The organism is Thioclava sediminum, from assembly GCF_002020355.1.
Lineage (GTDB): Bacteria > Pseudomonadota > Alphaproteobacteria > Rhodobacterales > Rhodobacteraceae > Thioclava > Thioclava sediminum.
This window is the reverse complement of sequence record NZ_MPZV01000002.1, coordinates 645300-667504: the sequence shown is the minus strand read 5'-3', so window position 1 is coordinate 667504 and position 22205 is coordinate 645300. Positions and strand designations below refer to the sequence as shown.

Below are 22205 nucleotides of genomic sequence, written 5' to 3'. Positions count from 1 at the left end.
GCGTGTCAAAGAAATGGAGTGTTCGGTTCTCCAGTCGGTTATATCGAAGAAAAGTGGAATTAGCGAACATGTCCGGAAAGAAAGAAGATGGCGCAGTTGGCACAATGGTAGATGTGCTTCGGTGGATTGAATGCGAGGCGGGATATACGGATGGAACGAAAAAGATCTACCGAGATGCGATCCGCCGTTGCTTGAAAGTTTATCAAGTCAACAGTCTCGCTAGTATCCCTGCGGATGTGGTGGCGTTTGAGGGGCGTTTCCATCGCAAAAACTATGATCCCGATCTTTTCAAAACATTCAAATCCTACAAAGGTTGGCGCCAGAGGGTCGTTTCCATACTGAAAAAGAGCAGCGGAGCCACGACAGCGAACACCGTCGTCCCCAATGATCTCTGGAGCAAATTACTTTTCGAATGCGAAAGGCTAGTCGATGGAACCTTTGGCCGCAGGCGCCAGGAACTTATACCGATCGTGCAGCTTGCAAAAGAAGCTAGACGTTCTGGACGCCAGCCTCATGAACTTGACGGCGCATGGCTCTCTACCCTCTCTGATGCACTCGATGCAAGACGTCGTCGAACCATTTCTCAGGCGGTGCGCAGGCTGAATGAGTATCGACACCTTTCATCCGAAATCGCGGGGACTCTGCCAACATGCGACCTGGAAGTTCCGGATAGGGTGCGGAGGTCGGCGCCCGATCACATTCCCTTTCATCTGCAACAGCAAGCCCATCAGTTGATCGAAAGCGCTTCGTCCGGCGAGATGGATGAAATTAGTGGGGAAGCGGTCTTTGGGCTTTCCAAAGCTGCGCAAAATGTGCGCCAGGCGGCTCTCAATAAGTATCTTCGGACCGGATTAATGATCGGTGTCATCAGACATGAGATCCTCGCGTTTGAGAAGATTTTCGATCGCCCTGTATTTCTCGAAATTGTTCGGGCTTGGATCCAAGACCAAGATGGAAACATCCGCATTTCGGAGCGCACGATGCGTTCCTATATAACTAACATCGCCATCCTCGCAGAGTGGTTGCACCTTGATACGAGCTTTATGAGAGCATCGCTCAAGATAAACCCTACCTTAAAAAAGGGGCAACGCGACGCGCAAGAGATGTCTGAACCGGCAAAAGCGTTTTGCCAGCATCTTCTTCGAAATCGTCGTGCCGAACTTACTTTTCAAAGTTTACATCTGGCATTCATGAGGGACGCTCAGTCATTACGAGCGGAAGTCTTTAATTCTCCTTACAAGGAGCGAAGAATTATTCAGCTGGGAGTTCTTGCATGCTTTTCCGCGATCGCGTTATGGGGGGTGCCGCTGCGAGTGTCGAATATGCTTCAACTTCGACATAGGGGAGAGGATGCAAATCTCATCCTTCCCGTTGGGGCGCGGAGGCAAGCATACGTATTACTACCAGCGCATTCCGTGAAAAATAAGCGTGATATCAAGGCATCGCTCGTGGACGGTCCAACGCGAGCGCTGGAGGTATTGATCTGGTATCTTGATGAAATTCGGCCAGAGATTCATGGATCGGAAGAGTCGGATTTTCTCTTTCCTGGCTATGGGGGGGGCCAACTTTCTTCAACCGTTTTGCGGGGCTGGCTGCATCGCCACGCACGCAATCATCACCTTCAAATGTTCCCGCATAATTTTCGGCATGGACTCGCTTCTCTTTACTTACGAGCTCAGCCTGGAGACTACGCTGGCGCCGCGCGGCTTTTGTGTAATACCCCGAACGTAGTTCGTAAATATTATGCTTGGATTGATGAAGAGCGAGAGCTTCTCGAAGTTCAGGATAAGATTATTAAGATGGCGGGGTTCTCCAAATGAAGAATGGAAACGCACCGACGTATCGCGTGAAAAGGGCAAGAGAAATTATCGAGCGCGGGCGATTAGCACAAATGCTGGATATTGACCAAACTCTGACTCAGATCGTTAGGCGTGAAATTTCGGTTGCACAGATTTCGATTGTAGACGAGTTTTTTTCTGCATTGAAACTGGATGCTGAGGCACACATTGATGCGGGCCTTATATCGAAAGCTACCGAATATTGGACGTGGGGTAAACTGACCTCGCTGCGAGCGGCGCTCAGGAAAATCTTTGAGCGCTCTCCTTTTGAACGTGAATTGGACATCGCCATTGCGCGATGGCACGGCCCCCCAGAAGACAGGCATAGATCTCACAAGCCGCGCGAGAAAAGGTTCTCCCTGGATATTAGTGATCTTCCGCACAGCTGGTTGGAGGCCCTTGCAGCGATGGAAGATGGCTTGCCGGGCGTTGCGGCCAATCCCCCTGCGCCTTCCATGATTGCAACGACGAAAGTGAAGTTGCGGGAGTTTGCCAAAGTCGCACGTGATCGCGGTCTGGCGATGGACCTGACATTGGAGGCAACCCGGGAGTATGAGAAGTCCCTGTTCAACCGAGAGCGCCCACTCTCACCGGTCACTATTCATTCTGCGATGCGGCAAGTGCGCGACTTCGCACGATACATCGGCGCCAAGGAGGAAGTTCTCGATTATCTTCTTGAGCGTGTTCGTTTCCACGAGCGTCGTTCCGCCAAGATTCAGCCAAAGAAGGAGGCAAAGGTCCTCTCATTGCCGACATATTCGGAGATGTTTGCGATAGCTTTCGAGATGCTTGGAGAAGCCGACCGGCTGCCAAATCCACGACATGCTCAGTATCGACGGAATGCCGCGCTTGCGATCACTCTGTTTGCAGCACTACCGTTGCGCGTCGCGGATACACGCATCTCGTTCGGCAAGGAACTTGCCTGGGACGAAGCTGGCTACAAATTCGATTTGAAGGTATCGAAGACTGGTCGTCGGTTTCAGTCCCGCATCCATCCAGTCTTCGCCTTCTTCATTGATCAAGTCGTGCTGCAAGGGTGTGCGCCGATCTACTTGTCGGAAATGCGAGAATCTTGTTTCCAGAAACGACGATTGTTGTTTGTGAACTATGACGACACAGCACCTCACAAGAATTACGTGAGCTTCCTCTGGAGCCAAGTTCTGGGGACAGGATCGCACGCGGCGCGAACGAAGCTCCATGATGAATTCGCCCGTTTCGGTTCCCGCGGCGTCGAGTTAGCCATGAAGGCCTGTGGTCACCGAAGCGAAAGAACCGCTGAGGCATATCGCACAGCTGCGTTTGAACGTCTGGCCTTGGAAAAGGTTCACGACGATCTTTCTTGCAATTTCTCCGACGATGAGTGGCGGGAGTTTTTTCAATGACGATGCTCAAAAGCGCTCCTGACAAGAGAACCGCATGTATTGACCCCGTTCGTGGAATGTCGCCGGAGTGCAGGCCCCATGAGTTCTCTCGGAGGACGGCTCGCCGCTTGTGCGAACCACGGGTGAGGTTTTCTATCGTGCATAGCCGTGAACCCTTGATTTTCTGTCGAACTGCAGGGTCGTTGGAATGACGAGACGTTCCGTCCCCACCAGGAGCGGCCCGCGTCGCTCGGTTCACTTTCGGATTGCCGATATTCGGTTCTTCCCGTCGGACACAGCAAATGACATTGAGACCCGGCTCTCTAAGACACTCTCGGAACTGCGCCGCAAGAATCTAGGGATCGATGAAGACTGGTTTCCGACCTTCCTCATTGCATCTTGGCGAATTCGCGGCCGAGGACGGAGCCCCGAGAAAGGCAACCGTCCGACCTCGCTGCATAGGGTTCCAAAGCTCACTAACGGAAAAGGCAATGATTGCTTGCTTTCCATCTTGGCGCGTAGCGCCAAGATAGGCTCCCTGAGCGCGAAACGACAGACGCGTGAGCGGGGTCAGATGCAACGCTTACTGATCGACGAGGCCGACGGAAGGCGCTGACCTTCAGGAACAGGGATCGTCGATCAGTTCAGAAGGTTTGGCAAAAGCACGAAGATCTTTTGCATCGGTGATCGTAACGCAGCTTCCGTCAACTTGCACGCCGTAGGGTTCCAGCTGACGGATCGCTCGACTCAGGTTTTCTGGTGTCATGCCCAAGTAAGAAGCCAGACGCCGTTTTTCGATCCCAAGATCAAAGACATCTGCCTTATCCTCGCATGTGTGGCGATGAACAAGGTAGTTGGCCAGGCGCTCAAGGGAAGTTCGGAGCTTTAGGTTCTTTGTGTTCCGCACAACCCCACGATATCCCTGAGCGAGCTCTGTTACGACGTTGCGTGCGAATGTCTGGTCGGCATCGAAGATTGCACGAACATCCTCTGATGGCACCAAGATGATGCGCGACTTTTCAAGCGTGCGCGCAGACATCAGGTAGGGCGCTGCTTTGACGGTAGCCGCCACGATGAAGGTTGAGACGGGCTGCAGCGTCTCCATCGTCGTTTCGCGCCCATTCCATGTTGCGAACAATTCCACCGACCCACTGATGACGACGTGAAGGAAATCACTAGTCTCGCCCTCAGTGAACAACTCGATTTGCGGCGGAAAGTTTTGGACATAGGCACCTCGGATCAACGCAGAAAAATTCTCGTCGTCGATCCCGGAAAACAGTCGTAGCGCGCGAATCTCGGAAGATTCATCGTCGCGCAAGCGGATGGCCATGCTTCACCTCTAATCGTGCCTGACGGTGATGCTTGATAAATATCAAGCGGTCAATTGTCACCGATTGGCGAGCGGGTTGATAGGTGTTTTCTGTCGGCGTGATCCTTGCCGAGCGGTGACTTATTTCGATCCTACCAGCTAATCGGTTTGATTTCGATCAACCTTTTCCAGTCTCCCTGCCTGTTGATCTGTCCGCAACCAGACCGGCGGTTCACGTCGGCCCAACTGCGGAGAGAGAACATGCATACACTCGATGGAGTCACTCGTTCGGACCAATACCGGGCATTGGGGCTCAGCACTTTCGCCTTCACCGTCTGCTTCGCGGTCTGGACGATTTTTTCGATCATTGGCGTCCGGATCAAGCAGGAGCTTGGCTTGTCCGATACGCAGTTCGGACTGTTGGTTGCCACCCCGGTTCTGACGGGTTCGATCAGCCGTATCTTCCTTGGCGTCTGGACCGAGCAGTTCGGTGGCCGGATCATGTTTCCGCTGCAGATGCTCATTACGGCAGTTGCTGTCTGGCTGCTGGCAACGGTTCACACCTACGAGGTTTTCCTGATCGCAGCACTTGGCCTTGGCCTGGCGGGGGGGTCCTTCATTGTCGGCGTCGCATACACGTCACGCTGGTTCGAGAAAGAACGTCAGGGCACCGCCTTGGGTATCTTCGGCGCGGGCAACGTCGGCGCTGCGGTGACGAACTTCGCTGCTCCCTTCCTTGTCGTCGCGCTTGGCTGGGAAGGGACTGCGAAGGTCTATGCCGTCGTTCTCGCTGCAACGGCAGTGTTCTTCTACCTGACTGCGAAGACCGATCCGGTGCAACAGGAACGCAAGAAGACTGGCGCCAAACCGGTATCTGCAGGGGACCAACTCGCACCGCTCAAGAATATCCAGGTTTGGCGTTTCGCTACCTATTACTTCTTCGTCTTCGGCGGTTTTGTTGCGCTCGCCTCGTTCTTGCCGCGCTACTATGTCGGGGCTTATGGGCTGCCGCTCACGACGGCCGGAGTCTTTGCTGGCTTCTACTCCCTGCCTGGTTCCGTTTTCCGCGCTCTTGGTGGGTGGATGTCCGACAAATGGGGCGCGCGTTTCGTCATGTATTTGACCTTCATTGTCTCGCTCGTGCTCCTGTTCGTCATGAGCTACCCCGAGACCAGCTACACAGTTGAAGGCATCCACGGCCCGATCTCGTTCACCTTCGGCCTCAACGCGACGATGTTTATGGTGATGACCGTGATCTTGGGCTTCGTGATGAGCCTCGGAAAGGCTGCCGTCTACAAGCATATCCCGGTTTATTACCCGCATCACGTCGGGGCCGTTGGCGGACTCGTCGGCATGATCGGGGGACTGGGTGGTTTCTTCCTGCCCATCAGCTTCGGCTTCTTGCTCGACCAAAGCGGTGTCTGGACTGCTCCCTTCATGTTGCTCTTCGTGCTGGTCCTCGTCTCGACGGTCTGGATGCACATCGCCATCCGCCGCATGGAACATGCACGGCATCCTGGTCTCAAAGGAGAGAAGTATCTTTCCGATGTGCCAGATGAGCCGCTCGCGAAGTCCATGCCCTGATGAATACCCAACGGGCTTCCCGCTGGGTGGCCCGCCCCCCTCGCACATTTCTGAAGGAGCCACTCCAATGGCCACCACAACAGCAACCTCCGGTCAAAGCGGCCACGTGCTGACCGACTGGCGTCCCGAGGATCCGGAGTTCTGGAAAACCCGCGGGCATGCGATCGCCACCCGCAACCTCTGGATATCGATCCCCGCGCTTCTCCTCGCCTTCTCGGTCTGGATGGTGTGGTCCGTCGTGGTCGCCAAGCTTCCCGCAATCGGCTTCGACTACTCTACCGGACAACTGTTCTGGCTGGCGGCACTGCCGGGCCTGTCGGGCGCGACACTGCGCATCTTCTACAGCTTCATGATCCCGATCTTCGGCGGCCGCAAATGGACGGCCTTCTCGACCGCCACGCTGCTTTTGCCCGCGCTCGGTATCGGCTTTGCGGTGCAGAACCCCGAGACCCCCTACGCCATCTTCCTGCTGCTCGCGCTGCTCTGCGGCTTCGGTGGTGGAAACTTCGCCTCCTCGATGGCCAACATCGCTTATTTCTACCCCAAGAAGACCAAGGGGAACGCGCTGGCTCTCAATGCAGGCCTCGGCAACGCGGGCGTCTCGGTGATGCAGTTCCTCGTGCCGATCGTGATCACCACGGGCGTCTTCGGCTCCCTCGGCGGCGCGCCCCAGCAATTGTCGGCAGGGGGTGAGCTCTTCCTGCAGAACGCTGGTTTCGTCTGGGTGCCCTTCATCGTCCTTTCGGCGATCGCCGCATGGTTCGGGATGAATGACATCGCATCGGCCAGCGCTTCGTTCAAACAGCAATCAGTGATTTTCTCGCGCTTCCACAACTGGGTGATGTGCGTCCTCTACACCGGCACTTTTGGAAGTTTCATCGGCTATTCCGCGGGCTTCCCGCTGCTCATGAAGACGCAGTTTCCTGAGGTGGACGTGCTGCAATTCGCTTTCCTCGGGCCGCTGGTGGGCGCGCTGAGCCGGGCTGGCACAGGTTGGATTTCCGACAAGTTCGGTGGCGGTCGCGTGACCTTCTGGACCTTCGTCGGCATGATCGTCGCCGTCTGGGGGGTGCTGCAGTTCCTGCCCTCGGCCGGTGACGCCGGTAGCTTCTGGGGCTTCTTCGCCTGCTTCATGGCGCTGTTCTTCCTGACCGGCGTGGGCAATGCCTCGACCTTCCAGATGATCCCCTCGATCATGCGTCAGGAAGTGCCGCGTCTGAACCCGCATCTCGACGCGGCCGCCACGCTCAAGCAATCGGAGCTGGAGAGCTCGGCGATCATCGCTTTCACCTCGGCGATCGCGGCCTATGGTGCCTTCTTCATCCCGAAATTCTACGGCACGTCGATCAGCCTGACCGGCGCTCCCAACGCAGCTCTGTGGGGCTTCATGATCTTCTACGCGCTCTGCGTGGTGGTGACGTGGTTCTTCTACAGCCGCAAGGGCGCCTCCGTTCCCTGCTGACGCGACCGGCGCGCGCCGTGGCGTCCCGCGGCGCGCGCTTCCAATCCATTTCCGCAAGGAGACGCGACATGAGCCACTTGCTCGACAGACTTAATTTCCTGCAATCCAAGGAGTTGGAGCAGTTCTCCGACGGCCACGGGCAGGTGACCCGCGAGGACCGTAAATGGGAAGAGACCTATCGGTCCCGCTGGCGTCACGACAAGATCGTCCGCTCGACCCATGGTGTGAACTGCACCGGGTCTTGCAGCTGGAAGATTTACGTGAAGTCGGGGATCGTGACATGGGAGACCCAGCAGACCGATTACCCGCGCACGCGTCCCGGATTGCCCAACCACGAGCCGCGCGGCTGTGCCCGCGGCGCCTCCTATAGCTGGTATCTCTATTCCGCAGCGCGGATGAAACACCCGATGGTGCGTGGCAAGCTGCTGAAAATGTGGCGCGAGATGCGCAAGACCAAGTCGCCAATCGAAGCATGGACTGCCATCCAGAGCGATCCTCTGCTGCGCGCCGAATACACCAAGGCCCGCGGGAAGGGCGGTTTTGTGCGCGCGAGCTGGGACGAAGCTACCGAGATCGCTGCGACCGCCAATGCCTATACTGCAAAGACCTACGGGCCCGATCGCGTCTTCGGCTTCTCGCCGATCCCGGCCATGTCGATGGTCAGCTACGCTGCAGGTGCGCGTTACCTGTCTCTGCTGGGCGGCACCTGTCTGTCCTTCTATGACTGGTATTGCGATCTTCCGCCTGCCTCGCCGCAGACCTGGGGCGAGCAGACCGACGTCCCGGAATCTGCGGATTGGTATAATGCGGGCTATCTGCTGATTTGGGGCTCGAACGTGCCGCAAACCCGCACGCCGGACGCTCATTTCTATACCGAGGCCCGCTACCGCGGCACCAAATCCGCCGTGATTTGCCCTGATTACTCGGAAGCCTCGAAATTCGGTGACATCTGGCTCAATCCCAAGCAGGGCACCGACTCGGCGCTGGCGATGGCGATGGGGCATGTGGTCCTGCGCGAATATCATCTCGACCGTCAGGCCGAGTATTTCGAGGATTATGCGCGTCGCTATTCGGACATGCCGATGCTCGTGCTGCTCGATGAGGAGGATGGCCGCCACATCCCCGGCAAGATGCTTCGGGCTTCGGACCTCGCAGACGGATTGGGTGAGAGCAACAACCCCGAATGGAAGACCGTTGCCTATGATGAAGCCTCCGGGGCGATGGTCGTGCCGAACGGGTCCATCGGTTTCCGTTGGGGGGAAGAGGGCAAGTGGAACCTCGAGGACCGCGCCAGCACGGGAGAGGCGAAGCTTCGGCTTAGCCAGGTTATGGAAGAGTGCCATGACGATGTCGTCGGTGTCGATTTCCCCTATTTCGGCGGCGCCGCTACGGAGAATTTCGTCAAGTGCCAACACCCCGACGTCCTGACCCGAAACGTGCCGGTTAGAAAGGTCACGCTCGCTGATGGCCGCGAGGCCATGGTCGCGACCGTGTTTGACCTCCTTTGTGCGAATTACGGTCTCGATCGTGGTCTGGGGGGCGACTGGGTCAGCCATGACTTCAATGAGGACCTGCCCTACACGCCGAAATGGGCCGAGAAGATCACCGGGGTCTCCGCCGACAAGATCATCGCGGTCGCACGCGAGTTCGCCAGCAATGCCGAAAAGACTCACGGCAAATCCATGGTGATCCTGGGGGCGGGTCTGAACCACTGGTATCATATGGACATGAACTACCGTGGCATCATCAACCTGCTGGTGATGTGCGGTTGCGTCGGTCAGGAAGGTGGTGGTTGGAGCCACTATGTCGGTCAGGAGAAACTGCGCCCGCAAACGGGGTGGCTTCCGCTCGCCTTCGCTCTGGATTGGGGGCGCCCGCCGCGTCAGATGAACGGCACCTCAGCCTTCTATGCCCATTCCGACCAATGGCGTTACGAAACGCTCGGGGTGGACGAGATCCTGTCTCCGACCGCGCCGAAGGGTGACTGGGACATCTCGCTGATCGACTACAACATACGCGCCGAGCGTATGGGGTGGTTGCCTTCGGCGCCGCAACTCAAGACGAACCCGCTTGAGGTCACCAAGGCTGCCAAGGCAGCGGGCATGGATCCCAAAGACTACGTGGCCGAAAAGCTGAAGTCCGGTGAGCTGCAGATGTCCTGCGAGGACCCTGACGCTCCTGAAAACTGGATGCGCAATCTCTATGTGTGGCGCTCGAACCTCTTGGGTTCGTCGGGCAAGGGGCACGAATATTTCATTCGTCACCTACTCGGCACCGACAGCGGGATTCTCGGAAAGGATCTCGGCGAGGAAGGTCGGGCGAAGCCGAAGGAGGCCGTTTGGCATGACGAGGCACCGGAAGGCAAACTCGACCTGCTCGTTTGCATCGACTTCCGTATGTCGACGACCGCAGTCTATTCCGACGTCGTTCTGCCGACCGCTTCGTGGTATGAGAAGAACGACCTCAACACCTCGGACATGCACCCGTTCATTCACCCGCTTCAAGCGGCTGTAGACCCAGCTTACGAGTCGAAGTCCGACTGGGAGATCTTCAAGGCGATCGCCAAGAAATTCCAAGAGGTTTCGCCGGAGGTTCTTGGTCAGGAAACCGACATTGTCCAGGCGCCGATCCTGCACGACACGGCAGGTGAATTGGCTCAGCCCGAGGTGCGCGATTGGAAGAAGGGTGAATGCGACCTGATCCCGGGTAAAACCGCGCCTAACTACGTCACTGTCGAGCGCGACTACGGTGCGATCTACGATCGGTATGTGGCGCTCGGTCCGCTGATGGACAAGCTGGGCAATGGCGGCAAGGGCATTGGCTGGGATACCAAGCACGAGGTCGAAGCGCTTCGCAAACTCAATGGCGAATGGGAGGATGGTCCCACCAAAGGTTGTCCGAAAATCGATACCGACATCGACGCAACCGAGGTGATCCTAATGCTCGCGCCCGAAACCAACGGCGAGGTTGCGGTCAAGGCTTGGGGGGCGCTCGAGAAGCCCACCGGCCGCGGGCATAAGCACCTTGCCGAAGGGCAGGAGCACACGAAGATCCGCTTCCGTGATATCGCCGCGCAACCGCGCAAGATCATCTCGTCCCCGACCTGGTCGGGTATCGAGAGCGAGGAAGTCTGCTACAACGCCGGCTACACCAACGTGCATGAGCTGATCCCATGGCGCACCCTTTCAGGTCGTCAGCAGCTCTATCAGGACCACCTCTGGATGCGCGCTTTCGGCGAGGGCTTCGTGTCCTATCGTCCGCCGGTCGACCTGAAGACTGTGACGCAAGATGTGCTCGCCGGCGACGACAAGCATGTTGTGCTGAACTTCATCACTCCGCACCAGAAGTGGGGCATCCACTCCACCTATACCGACAACCTGCTGATGCTCACGCTGAACCGCGGCGGGCCGGTGGTCTGGATTTCGGAGACCGACGCGAAGAAAGCGGGAATCGAAGATAACGACTGGGTTGAAGCCTACAACGTTAACGGCGCGCTGACCGCGCGGGCGGTCGTCTCGCAGCGGATGAAGGAAGGCACGATCTTCATGTATCACGCCCAGGAGAAGATCGTGAATACGCCCGGCTCTCAGAAGACCGGCCTGCGTGGAGGCATCCACAATTCGGTGACCCGCGCGACGCTCAAGCCCACGCATATGATCGGTGGCTACGCCCAGCTTTCCTACGGGTTCAACTACTACGGCACCGTGGGTGCGAACCGCGACGAATTCGTCGTGGTCCGGAAGATGAAGAAGATCGACTGGCTCGATGAGCCCGCTACCCAGGAGGCAGCAGAATGAGAGTCCGCGCACAAATCGGCATGGTGCTGAACCTCGACAAATGTATCGGGTGTCACACCTGCTCCGTGACTTGCAAGAACGTCTGGACCAGCCGTGACGGTGTCGAATACGCTTGGTTCAACAACGTCGAGACTAAGCCCGGCACCGGCTACCCGACCGACTGGGAAAATCAGAAACGCTGGAACGGTGGCTGGAAACGCACCCGTTCCGGTAAGCTGATCCCGCGGCAGGGTTCGAAATGGCGGATCGTGGCGAATATCTTCGCCAACCCCGACCTGCCTGCGATCGACGATTATTATGAGCCGTTCGATTTCGACTACGAGCATCTCGCCAACGCGCCCGAGATGAAGGCTTTTCCGACCGCCCGCCCGCGCTCCAAGATCACTGGCGAACGGATCGAGAAAATCGAAAAGGGGCCGAATTGGGAAGAAATCCTTGGCGGCGAATTCTCGAAACGCTCGAAGGACTACAACTTCGAGGGGGTGCAGAAGGAGATCTACGGGGAATACGAGAACACCTTCATGATGTATCTGCCGCGACTGTGCGAGCATTGCCTTAATCCGGCCTGTGCAGCGTCGTGTCCTTCGGGTGCGATCTACAAACGTGAGGAAGACGGCATCGTCCTGATCGACCAGGAAAAATGCCGCGGCTGGCGGATGTGCGTCTCGGGCTGCCCCTACAAGAAGGTCTATTACAACTGGTCGACCGGAAAATCCGAGAAATGCACCCTGTGCTACCCGCGGATCGAGAGCGGCAACCCGACCGTTTGTTCGGAAACCTGCGTGGGCCGGATTCGGTATCTCGGCGTCATGCTCTATGATGCCGACAAGATCGAGCAAGCGGCGAATGCGCCCTCCGAGCAGCAGCTCTATGACGCGCAGCTCGACGTGTTCCTCGATCCCAACGATCCGGTCGTAATCGAGGCCGCACGAGCCGATGGCGTTCCGGAGGAATGGATCAAGTCGGCGCAGCAAAGCCCGATCTGGAAGATGGCGATGGAGTGGAAGGTCGCCTTCCCGCTGCATCCCGAATACCGGACGCTGCCGATGGTCTGGTATATTCCGCCGCTCTCACCGATCCAGAACGCCGCCGAGGCGGGCGCGATCGGCATGGATGGCGCGATGCCGGACGTGAAGAGCCTGCGTATTCCGCTGCGCTACCTCGCCAACATGCTGACAGCCGGTGACGAGGCGCCGATCGCTACCGCGCTTGAGCGGATGCTTGCGATGCGTTCCTACATGCGGGCCAAGACCGTCGACGGGGTTCGCGACGAAGGGATCGCCGCACGTGTCGGTCTCTCGGGTCGTGTGATCGAGGATATGTATAAGATCATGGCGCTCGCCGATTACGAGGACCGCTTCGTGATCCCGACGACCCATCGTGAACAGGTCGAGGATGCCTATGACCTGCGCGCGGGCACCGGGTTCACCGATTGCAACGGCTGCTCGACCGGGATCTCGAAGGGCTCGCTCTTCGGGGGCTCCAAAAGACCGCTCAAGATGCCGCAGGAGGTGCAGTGATGGACCATCAACTCAACGATCGCACGCTCAAGGCCTTCTCGGTCCTGCTGAGCTATCCGACGCAGGAACTGCAACAAGCGATGCCGGAGATCGGGGGCGTTCTCGCCTCCGAGACGCGGCTCACGGCGGCGGCACGGCGGGACTTGCGCCCGCTGATCGAAGAACTCGGTGCCCGTGACATCTACGCGCTCGAAGAGGACTATGTGATGCTCTTCGACCGCTCGCGCAGCCTGTCGCTCAACCTCTTCGAACATGTCCATGGAGAAAGCCGTGATCGTGGCGGTGCCATGGTCGACCTGCTCGAGACCTATCGTGCGGCAGGTTTTGAGCCAGCAACGACCGAACTGCCCGACCATCTTCCCGTGCTGCTCGAGTTCCTTGCGGCTCGTCCGCCCGAGGAAGCGCGCGATATGCTGGCGGATGCAGCCCATATCCTCGCTGCGGTCGGGGAACGGTTGGGCAAGCGCGAGAGCGCCTATGCGGCGATCTTCACGGCGCTCGTGCAAATGTCGGGTGAGATGGCTGACGAGGAGGCTGTGGCCGAGATTCTCGCGCGACCTGATCCGTCCCCCGACGATCTCGAGGAGATCGACAAGATCTGGGAAGAAACCGAGGTTACCTTCGGTCCCGACCCGAATGCAGGCTGTCCGCAGGTGCGCGACATGCTCGCGCAGATGGATCCGCCCAAACTGCGCCACGCGAAAACCGCGGCGGAATGACGGAGGCTCAGATGAATACGTTTCTCTTTGGCATCTACCCCTACATCGCACTTTCCGTGCTCTTCCTGGGATCGATCGCGCGTTACGATCGTGATCCCTTCACTTGGAAAACCTCGTCGAGCCAGTTGCTGCGACAGCGTCATTTCGCGATCGCATCGATCCTGTTCCATGTCGGGGTTCTTGTGATCTTCGTGGGCCATGTCGTCGGCCTTCTGACGCCGATCTGGGTATTCGACATGCTCCATGTCAGCCACGGCGCCAAACAAATCCTCGCAATCGTGGCAGGCGGGATCGCGGGCGTGATGGCGACGATCGGCGGCGGGATGCTGCTCTATCGCCGCTGGACCGACCAACGTATCCGGTTGACGTCGAGCTTTGCCGATATCGCGATCCTCGTGCTCCTGCTGGCTCAGCTTCTGCTCGGTCTCGGGACGGTTCCGGTGAGCTGGCAACACTCCGACGGTCACGAGATGGTCAAGTTCATGACATGGGCGCAGATGATCTGGACGTTCCAGCCGGGTGCTGCGGACTATGTCGCGGGCGCGGCGCTTGTGTTCAAGCTGCACATCGTGCTCGGACTGACCATTTTCCTGTTGGTCCCCTTCACCCGCCTCGTTCACATAGCTTCGGGGATCTTCGCGCCGCTACGTTATTTGCTGCTGCGCCCCGGTTATCAGATCGTGCGGTCTCGCCGGAGCTCCAAGTTGCCTGAGCGCAGTGCTGCCGACATCAATAAGGGGCGTATCGCTGCGGCGAAGCGACCTTCGGCTGCGGAGTGAGAGCAATGACCAAACCGCTCTTTCCCGATGTCGTCGTGAATGGCCAGACTATCCCTTCCGCGGCGATTGCTGCGGAAGCCCAGCATCATAACGGCCCGAGTGACAAACCCGGCATTGCCTGGCGCAAGGCGGCCAATGCGCTCGCGGTTCGCGCGCTTCTTCTGCAAGAAGCGGAGCACCGTGCGATTGACGCCGACCCTCAGGATGTCGCTCCGGGACAGATCGAGACCGAGGACGAGGCTCTGATCCGTGCGCTTCTCGAGGATGCCGTCGAGGTGACGCCTCCCTCCGAGGAGGATATCCAAGTCGAATGGAGCCGTGATCCCACGCGGTTCCGCGCCCCGCCGCTTTGGGAAGCCGCGCATATACTGATCGCCTGCGATCCGCGCAACGAGGCGCAACGCGAGACAGCTGAGGCCCGCGCGCGCGCCTTGGCGACAGAGGCGATCGAAAAACCCAAAAGCTTTGCGCGTCTAGCCAAGGAGAATAGCGACTGCTCGTCGCGCGGCGAGGGTGGCTTCCTCGGCCAACTCGGCCCGGGCGACACCGTTCCTGAGTTCGAGAAAGCCCTGCGTGCGCTTGGCCAAGGAGAGCTCACCGCGGAGCCCGTGCTCAGTCGTTTCGGCTGGCATGTGATCCGGCTCGATGCGGTCGCCGAAGGCGCTCCACTGCCATACGAGACCGTGCGTCCGCGTATTGCCGAAGCGATGGAGAAGGCAGCCTGGATACGCGCAGTGCGCGCCTTCGTGGCGGAGCTCGCCGCACGAGCAGATATCTCTGGGGTCGATCTGACGGCATAGGGACAAAAGCGATGCTGAGCGATCTTTTCACCCGCAACCGCACTTGGTCGGAACGCCGCAAGGCGGAGGAGCCTGGCTATTTCTCACGTCTTGCGACGCGGCAAAACCCGGAGTTCTTCTGGGTTGGTTGCGCCGATAGCCGCGTACCTGCGAATGTTGTTGCGGGGCTTGATCCCGGCGAGGTCTTCGTCCACCGGAACGTCGCCAACGTCGTGCATTCTTCAGACATGAACTTGCTGAGTGCGCTTGAATTTGCCGTTGAAAGCCTTGGTATTCGCGAGATTATCGTCTGTGGTCATTACGGCTGCGGCGGGGTCAAGGCGGCGACCGAGGATATGCTGGGCGGTCTGACGGATCACTGGCTCGAGCCCATTCGTCGCCTGGCGCGCGCTTACGCGATCGATCTTGGCCAACTGGCCGAGATCGAGTCCCGTCGCGACAGGCTGGCGGAGCTCAATGTGATCGAGGGCGTGCGGCGTATTGCTGAGACACCAATTCTTCAGCGCGCTTGGGCCGCCGGCGAGCCAGTCAAGGTTCACGGACTAATCTATGGCCTCAAGGACGGCGTGCTTGCCGATCTTGACTGCACGATCACCCGCGCCAGTGTTTTCGGTGAGGATGTTCCGCATCTGAGCACTGCAGCGGATTGAACGGAAAGGACAAAAGATGTTTCCCATTGCCGCTATCGAAAGCCCCGGTCGGGGCGACGCGGACTTCCTGATGGCGCGATTTGCGCGACAGACGATTTCGCGAGGACTTCGCGTGTGTGGCGTTGTGCAGGTCAATATCGATCGACCCCAAAGCCACGCTTGCGACATGGACATCCAGGTCCTGCCCAATGGACCCGTTCTATCGATCTCTCAGGCACTCGGCGCGGGATCTCGCGGATGCCGTCTTGATCCCGCCGCGCTCGAGACCTCCGTCGCGGCGGTGTCACGCAGTCTCGCCGACGGGCCTGATCTGCTCGTGGTGAACAAGTTCGGCAAAATGGAAGCTGAAGGGCGCGGGTTTCGCCCGGTTATCGCGGAGGCGGTCACGCGGGGCATTCCCGTCCTCGTGGGCATCAACGGCCTGAACGAACATGCTTATGACGAGTTTACGGGCGGCTATGGTTGTCGCCTTCCTTTCTCACTCAAGGCGCTCAACGACTGGTTCGACGAAGCGCGAGGTCTTGTGGGCACCTGAGGGGCCACCGAGGGCGCTTTCGATTTCGTAAATTCCGAGAGCAATGGTCGCTGGCAATGCGGGATTGGTTTCAGTTCAAAGAGCCAGTTGACGTTTCGACAGCTGTCCCCTAGTAAGTAATCAATAACTAACTAAGGGCATGTGATGCGAAAATCCGCAGATCTACGAAAAGCAGAAATCGTCTCGACCGTCCTCGAGATGGCCGACCAGATCGGCCCTGATCGCGTGACTACGAATGCGGTCGCGAAACAGATCGGGCTGACACAGGCGGCTCTGTTCCGGCACTTCCCGTCCAAGGCGGAGCTTTGGGGTGCGGTCGCCGAACATGTCACCGGCACCCTGGCGGCAGCCTGGGAGGCAGCGCTCGAGGGTGTGTCAGATCCGCTGGAGCGGGTGCGCGCATTGGTGGCGGCACAGCTTGGGGTGATCGCGCACACTCCGGCGATCCCAATGCTCCTGTTCTCGCGAGAATTGACGACCGAGAACGAAGTTCTGCGCGGGGCTTTTCGGGAGCGCCTAAGCGTATTTCATGAAACGCTTGAGGCGGACATCGCCGCCGCACAGGCACAGGGGCGGATAACGGTCGATCTCACGCCGCGTGATGCTGCTTATCTGCTGAGCTCGCTTGTCCAGGGCGCCGCGATCCGATGGGCGCTCGGGCCGCGCACGACTTCAATGGAAGAGACCGGGCTGGCGCTGCTGGATGTGCAACTGCGCTTGCTCGAATGCAGGAAGGATGGCTGAGAGATGCGTAAGAGCTGGTTTGTCGTCGGTGTAGCCGCAGTCGCGCTGGCGGGTGGGATCTGGGTGCTGCGCCACCGTCCGCTGCCGGTAACGGTGCTTTCGCCAGAGACGGATGTCACGCTCCGGATTTATGGTTTGGGAACAGTTGAGGCACGTGTGCTGAGCGCCGTTGGCTTCGAACTGGGGGGCGCCGTGCAGAGCCTGTCAACAGATGCTGGTGATCGTGTTATGGCCGGGCAGGAATTGGCGCGTTTGCATCCCGAAGAACAACAGGCGCGCGTTGCCCAAGCTGATGCGGGGGTGGAAGCGGCACGTGCAGCGCTCGCCAAGGCGGAAGCTGCCCTGCCACGCGCTCAGGCGGTTTTGTCACAGCGCGAGGCGGCCAATACGCGCCGGCAGGAACTTGCACGAACGGATCGCACCTCAAAGCAGAGCGCGGAGGAAACCCAGCGCGATCTCGATGTGGCGCGCGCAGATCTCGCGGTGGCCAAAACCGAGCTGATGGTGCTGCGGGCTCAGGCGGCGGAGGCGGACGCTAATCTGCAATCGGCCCGCACGCTTCTGGATAAACACGTTCTGGCGGCTCCCTATGATGCCTTGATCATTGCACGCAAGGCCGAGGCCGGCACGGTGGTCAAGGCGGGTGACACGATCTTCAGCCTGATTGATCCGCAGACGATCTGGATTCAGGCCTATATCGACGAGGAGCGCGCGGGTCAGCTTGCGCTGGGGCAGGTGGGCGCCATCCGTCTTCGTTCGCGCCCACAACATGAGTTTCATGGCGAAATCGTGCGGATCGGGCTGGAAAGCGACCGCGTCAACGAGGAGCGCAAGGTCTGGCTCGCCTGCGCGGATTGCCCCGCCGAAATGTATCTGGGCGAACAGGCTGAGACTCTGGTCACGACGGGTCATCGCGATCGGGCGTTGATGGTGCCCGAGGTCGATATCACGGGCTTCGACGGTGCTTCGGGAACGGTCTGGATAGCGCAGGATGGTGCGCTCGCGCAGGCGACCCTGGAATTCGGTGCGCGCGACGATCTCGGCCGCGCAGAGGTGACGGACGGTCTGCCGGAAGGCGCAGAGGTTGTTTCGCCGGTTCCCAAAGGCGCTGTCGAAGGCCGAAAGGTGAGAGTCGAGGTAGACGAATGAATCTTGCGCTCAAGGATATCCGGCATAGCCTGTTTCGCTTTGTCCTGACCTGCTTCGGGTTGGGGTTGCTGATGACTGTCGTGCTGGCGATGATCGGGATTTATAACGGTCTTGTTTCGGATGCACTTGCGGCAGTCAAAGCACCGCGCGCAGATCTCTGGGTCGTTGAGGCGAATACTCAGGGGCCCTTTGCCGAGGCGTCTTCGCTACCTTCCGCGACGCGCGATGCGGTGGCGCGTCTTCCGGGGATCTCTGACGCGGGCGCGATCACTTACCAGACGATCGAGGCACAGCACGGGACGCAGACGCTTCGGCTATATGTTATAGGTTACGAGCGCGGTCGTCCCGGAGGTCCCTCCACCATCACTGATGGGCGTGGGCTTGGGCGCAGCCACTACGAACTGGTGGCCGACCGAAAGTCGGCGCTTCAGGTCGGCGACACGATCCGTATCGGACGAAACCGGTTTACCGTCGTCGGGCTGACAGAAAATGCGATGAACTCCGGCGGTGACCCCGCGGTCTTCATGACGCTTTCCGACGCGATGGCCCTTCAAAGCGAACTCGATCCCGCAGCCGAGAGGGTCCGCGCGGCGCGTGGCGCAACATCGCCAGACGCCAGCAATGTCGCCGCAGTAATTGCACGGATCGAGCCCGATGCCGATGTTGAGCGGGTGGCTGCGACGATCAGGCAATGGAAACATCTGGGCGCCCTGACCCAGGCACAGCAAGAAGAACTGTTGCTCGCATCGGTCGTCGATCGCGCACGCCGCCAGATCGGTCTATTCTTGGGCATCCTGCTCACCGTCTCGGCAGTGGTGATCGCGCTGATCATCTACACGATGACGATGGAGAAGCTGAAACAGATCGCGACGCTCAAGCTGATCGGGGCACCAGATCGCACGATCCTCGGTCTCATAGTTCAGCAGGCTCTGATCCTGGGAATTTCCGGCTGGGCGATCGGGCTGTCTTTGATTTTGCTGGTGAAAGACAGTTTTCCTCGCCGTGTTGTGCTGGAGCCCACCAACGCATTGGTGCTTGCCGGGATCATCGTTGGTGTCTGCATCGTGGCCTCCGGGCTCGGTATCCGTGCCGCGCTCAAGGTTGACCCTGCGACGGCGATTGGAGGCTGATATGGCAATTGGTGACCTTCTCGTCGATGTGTCAGGCGTAGCCAAGCATTATGGCGAGGGTGAAACACGCGTCGATGCATTGCGCGTGGTCGATTTGCAGATCCATGCGGGCGAGGTGGTGGCGATGCTCGGCCCTTCGGGTTCGGGAAAGACCACACTGCTCAACATTATCGGATGCATTGTTGACCCCTCGGCAGGCCGTCTCTTGCTCGATGGCGAGACGGTGTTTGACGGCCGATGGCTGCGTGGCAACCTGCGTCAACTTCGTCTCGACAAAATCGGCTTCATCTTTCAGGCGCATAACTTGCTTCCGTTCCTCACAGCCGAAGAGAATGTCTCGGTGGTGCTGAATCTCGCGGGCTGGAAGCCTGCGGCGGCGAAAGCACGGGCACGCGAATTGCTGGATTATCTCGAGGTCGGACATCGCGCCGAGGTCAAGCCCGCGCATCTGTCAGGTGGGGAAGCGCAGCGCGTTGCCATCGCGCGCGCATTAGCGAACCGACCCCGGATCATTCTTGCCGACGAGCCAACGGCTGCTCTCGATTCCGTGCGGGCTCAGCTTGTGATGGATTTGCTGCGAAAGCTCGCCGTCGAGCAGGAAGCCTGTATTCTCACCGTGACGCACGACGAGAAAATCTTCGACCGCTTCGATCGGCTGATCCATCTCCGCGACGGGGCACTGATCGAAGCGTGAGGTGTTTCCGCGAAGAAGGCGTTGCTTCGCTTGTCTTCCGAATATTGGAGCCGCGCGGCAAAGGTTCATCTTCTTCACAAACAGGAGGTGCTATTCGCTTTCGTGAAAGACGCCTCGGGGGCAGTGTCATGAAGGTGCGCTTTCTCCCGAGAATTTAGCGTTGGTCGCGCGTTTCAGCTTGTTTGCAGACGCAGAGTGATTGCGTGGCACACCAGTCGGAGTGGGGAGCGTTTCTGATGCAGCCCGACAAAGGCCGCTCGTGGCGTGATCAAGGTCGTGAAATCTTCTTTAGCAGGGGCGTTCGAATTGGATGCCGTCTGACGTCTCCATCGAGTTCCGAACACGTGATTGAAGAACGCTTCATGTGCTCGATCCGCGAAGTTTATTCAGACGAGAATGGCTGCCGATCTAGGTCGAGAGCAAAGAAAATCGAAGCTCCAGATCAATCAGGCTAATCCTCACGCCGAAGCAGAAGAGCCGCGCCCGGGCCCATGTGGCGTAGGCAACGGCTACATCCTGTCCACGATTTCCTGTGGATTGAGGAACGAAACCTCTTCGGTATTTCACCCCAAAGCACCACAATAGGGAATGCGGGGCCAAAACCTCGGAAATTCAGGCCCCAAGAGGGAATATCGCTAGGAAAGAAGATGGCCACAAGCCCCCAGGCACACTCGAAAAGACTTGTCGCCACACTTGTGCGCGAATTGTCCGACGCTGGATTGGCCGGCGCGCGGATCGAGATTAAGCCAGATGGCTGTGTCATCCTCCACATGACGAAGATTGAACAAGAACACCCTGATGACTTCCTCAGCGGTGATCTGAGGATGGGGAAGAAATGACGAGGAGAGCGCTCCCTAAATATGTCTACGAAGATCGTGAGTATGTTCGGTTTATTCGCCGGGCTCGCGGCCAGTCAGAGATGATGCACGAGGAGCCGGGGTCGCCAGAATTTTGGGATCATTATAATCGGCTTCTTAAGGCAGAAAAGTCAGCTCCTTCCAAGAGGAACTTTGAGGCCCTTATTCTAAGCTATTATGAAAGCGAGGCTTTTCAGAAACTCGCTCCCCGCACGAAAAGCGACTACCACAAGTATATTAGCCATATTCGAGATATTTGGGGCGACTATGAGCCGGCTAAGATCGAAACAACGCACATCTACGAGTTACAGCAAGCGAACAGGCATCATTGGCGCCAAGCGAACTATCTCGTTCAGGTTATGGTGGTGCTCCTCAACCATGCAAGACTGAAAGGCTTTATTAAAGGAACCGGTGACAAAACCGCGGCGCATGGCGTTCCTCTCCTGAAGCAAAAAAGTGACGGCTGGGAGCCGTGGCCGCAGGATGTGCGCGAAGAGTTCGAAGAAGTTGCAACAGCTAGAGCAAGGCTTGTTTACGAACTTTGTATCGGGACCGGCCAGCGCATTGGCGATGTGGTGAAGATCCGTTGGGGCGACCTTTCGGAGGGCGTCTATCGGGTTAAGCAAGGCAAAACTGACAAGGAGTTGTGGATCCCGCTCACCGAACGCTTGGCGGAGTATCTATCTGCGGTTCCGAAGAAGGGACTTAACGTGATCACAGATGCAAAGGGGCGGCCAGTAAGCTACCGCATGATCGCCGAGGAGATGCGTAAGGTGAAGGCAAGCATGAAGCATCCGCAAGCTAAGAAATATGTCACGCACGGTCTGCGCAAGAATGCGACGATCGAGCTCTACTTAGCTGGATGCGACGACGAAATGGTGAAGGCCGTCACAGGTCACTCGGGCGTAGAAATGCTGAAAAAATATGGTGGTGAGGTCCGACAGCGACTTTTTGCACAGCAGGCCCAAGAAGCCCGGAATCGAATGGAACAGAACAAGAAGGGAACGTGAAAGTTTCAACGCTTGTTTCAAAATCCGATTTCTGAACGAGAAAGAGCGACGTAAGTCATTGAAAAATTTGGAGGCGAGTACCGGAATCGAACCGGTGTACACGGATTTGCAATCCTTCTGAACTGCCTGATAACGTTGCAAAATTGTGTAAACGCCCCCCCTTTAAGGGGGTCGGAAAATCAAACGGTTACAGGCCGACTGTAAACCGAAAGCAAGCCCCAAACCTCGCGAAGCTCATCAAGCAGCCGCACAAGCGTGCAGCCAAGG

Annotated in this window: 17 protein-coding genes; 16 read left to right on the top strand and 1 reads right to left on the bottom strand. The window is 58.3% G+C overall.

All coding sequences use genetic code 11. The features are described 5' to 3' along the window. Window positions 1-68: 68 nt before the first annotated feature. Both BMI91_RS19805 and BMI91_RS10465 read left to right on the top strand, forming a co-directional pair. Window positions 69-1820: a tyrosine-type recombinase/integrase gene (locus BMI91_RS19805; protein ID WP_143595028.1), complete on the top strand. Its 1752-nt coding sequence runs from the start codon at window positions 69-71 to the stop codon at window positions 1818-1820. Window positions 1821-1891: 71 nt separating this feature from the next. Next, entirely contained in the window at window positions 1892-3220 is a 1329-nt protein-coding gene (locus tag BMI91_RS10465) for a hypothetical protein (RefSeq protein WP_078549146.1), read from the top strand. A 598-nt stretch (window positions 3221-3818) separates the two neighbouring features. On the opposite strand, the gene BMI91_RS10460 is transcribed toward BMI91_RS10465, so the two are convergent. Further along, the gene (locus tag BMI91_RS10460; RefSeq protein ID WP_093477004.1) at window positions 3819-4529 is read right to left on the bottom strand and encodes a cyclic nucleotide-binding domain-containing protein; all 711 of its coding nucleotides are present in this window, start codon (window positions 4527-4529) and stop codon (window positions 3819-3821) included. 240 nt (window positions 4530-4769) lie between these two features. On the opposite strand from BMI91_RS10460, the gene BMI91_RS10455 reads away from it, so the two are divergent. From BMI91_RS10455 to BMI91_RS10385, 14 genes are all read left to right on the top strand, one after another. Next, on the top strand, window positions 4770-6092 hold the full coding sequence (locus BMI91_RS10455; protein WP_078522419.1) for an MFS transporter: 1323 nt from the start codon (window positions 4770-4772) through the stop codon (window positions 6090-6092). A 67-nt stretch (window positions 6093-6159) separates the two neighbouring features. Further along, window positions 6160-7554, top strand: coding sequence for a NarK family nitrate/nitrite MFS transporter (locus tag BMI91_RS10450; RefSeq protein WP_078522420.1), 1395 nt, complete (start codon window positions 6160-6162; stop codon window positions 7552-7554). A gap of 68 nt (window positions 7555-7622) precedes the next feature. Further along, entirely contained in the window at window positions 7623-11351 is a 3729-nt protein-coding gene (locus BMI91_RS10445; RefSeq protein ID WP_078522421.1) for a nitrate reductase subunit alpha, read from the top strand. After that, entirely contained in the window at window positions 11348-12871 is a 1524-nt protein-coding gene (gene narH, locus BMI91_RS10440; RefSeq protein WP_078549144.1) for a nitrate reductase subunit beta, read from the top strand. Before BMI91_RS10445 ends, narH begins: the two co-directional genes overlap by 4 nt. After that, complete coding sequence (gene narJ / locus BMI91_RS10435) at window positions 12871-13590, top strand: nitrate reductase molybdenum cofactor assembly chaperone (RefSeq protein ID WP_078549142.1); 720 nt, start codon at window positions 12871-12873, stop codon at window positions 13588-13590. Before narH ends, narJ begins: the two co-directional genes overlap by 1 nt. Window positions 13591-13601: 11 nt before the next feature. After that, the gene (gene narI / locus BMI91_RS10430) at window positions 13602-14369 is read left to right on the top strand and encodes a respiratory nitrate reductase subunit gamma (protein ID WP_078604896.1); all 768 of its coding nucleotides are present in this window, start codon (window positions 13602-13604) and stop codon (window positions 14367-14369) included. A 5-nt stretch (window positions 14370-14374) separates the two neighbouring features. Then, a complete protein-coding gene (locus tag BMI91_RS10425; protein WP_078604895.1) occupies window positions 14375-15169 on the top strand; it encodes a peptidylprolyl isomerase in 795 nt (264 codons plus the stop codon). An 11-nt stretch (window positions 15170-15180) separates the two neighbouring features. Further along, window positions 15181-15819, top strand: a complete 639-nt coding sequence (locus BMI91_RS10420; RefSeq protein WP_078604894.1) for a carbonic anhydrase — start codon at window positions 15181-15183, stop codon at window positions 15817-15819. Window positions 15820-15835: 16 nt separating this feature from the next. After that, on the top strand, window positions 15836-16354 hold the full coding sequence (locus BMI91_RS10415) for a DUF2478 domain-containing protein (protein ID WP_078604893.1): 519 nt from the start codon (window positions 15836-15838) through the stop codon (window positions 16352-16354). 198 nt (window positions 16355-16552) lie between these two features. Continuing rightward, entirely contained in the window at window positions 16553-17098 is a 546-nt protein-coding gene (locus tag BMI91_RS10410) for a TetR/AcrR family transcriptional regulator (protein WP_240497843.1), read from the top strand. Between the two features lie 3 nt (window positions 17099-17101). After that, entirely contained in the window at window positions 17102-18247 is a 1146-nt protein-coding gene (locus BMI91_RS10405) for an efflux RND transporter periplasmic adaptor subunit (protein ID WP_078604891.1), read from the top strand. Beyond that, window positions 18244-19377: an ABC transporter permease gene (locus tag BMI91_RS10400; protein WP_078549134.1), complete on the top strand. Its 1134-nt coding sequence runs from the start codon at window positions 18244-18246 to the stop codon at window positions 19375-19377. Before BMI91_RS10405 ends, BMI91_RS10400 begins: the two co-directional genes overlap by 4 nt. A gap of 1 nt (window position 19378) precedes the next feature. After that, the gene (locus BMI91_RS10395) at window positions 19379-20071 is read left to right on the top strand and encodes an ABC transporter ATP-binding protein (protein ID WP_078549132.1); all 693 of its coding nucleotides are present in this window, start codon (window positions 19379-19381) and stop codon (window positions 20069-20071) included. A gap of 835 nt (window positions 20072-20906) precedes the next feature. After that, window positions 20907-21938, top strand: coding sequence for a site-specific integrase (locus BMI91_RS10385; protein ID WP_078522433.1), 1032 nt, complete (start codon window positions 20907-20909; stop codon window positions 21936-21938). The last annotated feature ends 267 nt before the right edge of the window (window positions 21939-22205 follow it).

Coding starts and splice junctions, on each gene's coding strand:
- BMI91_RS19805 (WP_143595028.1), top strand. CDS start 69: ATGTCCGGAAAGAAAGAAGATGGCGCAGTTGGCACAATGGTAGATGTG.
- BMI91_RS10465 (WP_078549146.1), top strand. CDS start 1,892: ATGCTGGATATTGACCAAACTCTGACTCAGATCGTTAGGCGTGAAATT.
- BMI91_RS10460 (WP_093477004.1), bottom strand. CDS start 4,529: ATGGCCATCCGCTTGCGCGACGATGAATCTTCCGAGATTCGCGCGCTA.
- BMI91_RS10455 (WP_078522419.1), top strand. CDS start 4,770: ATGCATACACTCGATGGAGTCACTCGTTCGGACCAATACCGGGCATTG.
- BMI91_RS10450 (WP_078522420.1), top strand. CDS start 6,160: ATGGCCACCACAACAGCAACCTCCGGTCAAAGCGGCCACGTGCTGACC.
- BMI91_RS10445 (WP_078522421.1), top strand. CDS start 7,623: ATGAGCCACTTGCTCGACAGACTTAATTTCCTGCAATCCAAGGAGTTG.
- narH (WP_078549144.1), top strand. CDS start 11,348: ATGAGAGTCCGCGCACAAATCGGCATGGTGCTGAACCTCGACAAATGT.
- narJ (WP_078549142.1), top strand. CDS start 12,871: ATGGACCATCAACTCAACGATCGCACGCTCAAGGCCTTCTCGGTCCTG.
- narI (WP_078604896.1), top strand. CDS start 13,602: ATGAATACGTTTCTCTTTGGCATCTACCCCTACATCGCACTTTCCGTG.
- BMI91_RS10425 (WP_078604895.1), top strand. CDS start 14,375: ATGACCAAACCGCTCTTTCCCGATGTCGTCGTGAATGGCCAGACTATC.
- BMI91_RS10420 (WP_078604894.1), top strand. CDS start 15,181: ATGCTGAGCGATCTTTTCACCCGCAACCGCACTTGGTCGGAACGCCGC.
- BMI91_RS10415 (WP_078604893.1), top strand. CDS start 15,836: ATGTTTCCCATTGCCGCTATCGAAAGCCCCGGTCGGGGCGACGCGGAC.
- BMI91_RS10410 (WP_240497843.1), top strand. CDS start 16,553: ATGGCCGACCAGATCGGCCCTGATCGCGTGACTACGAATGCGGTCGCG.
- BMI91_RS10405 (WP_078604891.1), top strand. CDS start 17,102: ATGCGTAAGAGCTGGTTTGTCGTCGGTGTAGCCGCAGTCGCGCTGGCG.
- BMI91_RS10400 (WP_078549134.1), top strand. CDS start 18,244: ATGAATCTTGCGCTCAAGGATATCCGGCATAGCCTGTTTCGCTTTGTC.
- BMI91_RS10395 (WP_078549132.1), top strand. CDS start 19,379: ATGGCAATTGGTGACCTTCTCGTCGATGTGTCAGGCGTAGCCAAGCAT.
- BMI91_RS10385 (WP_078522433.1), top strand. CDS start 20,907: ATGACGAGGAGAGCGCTCCCTAAATATGTCTACGAAGATCGTGAGTAT.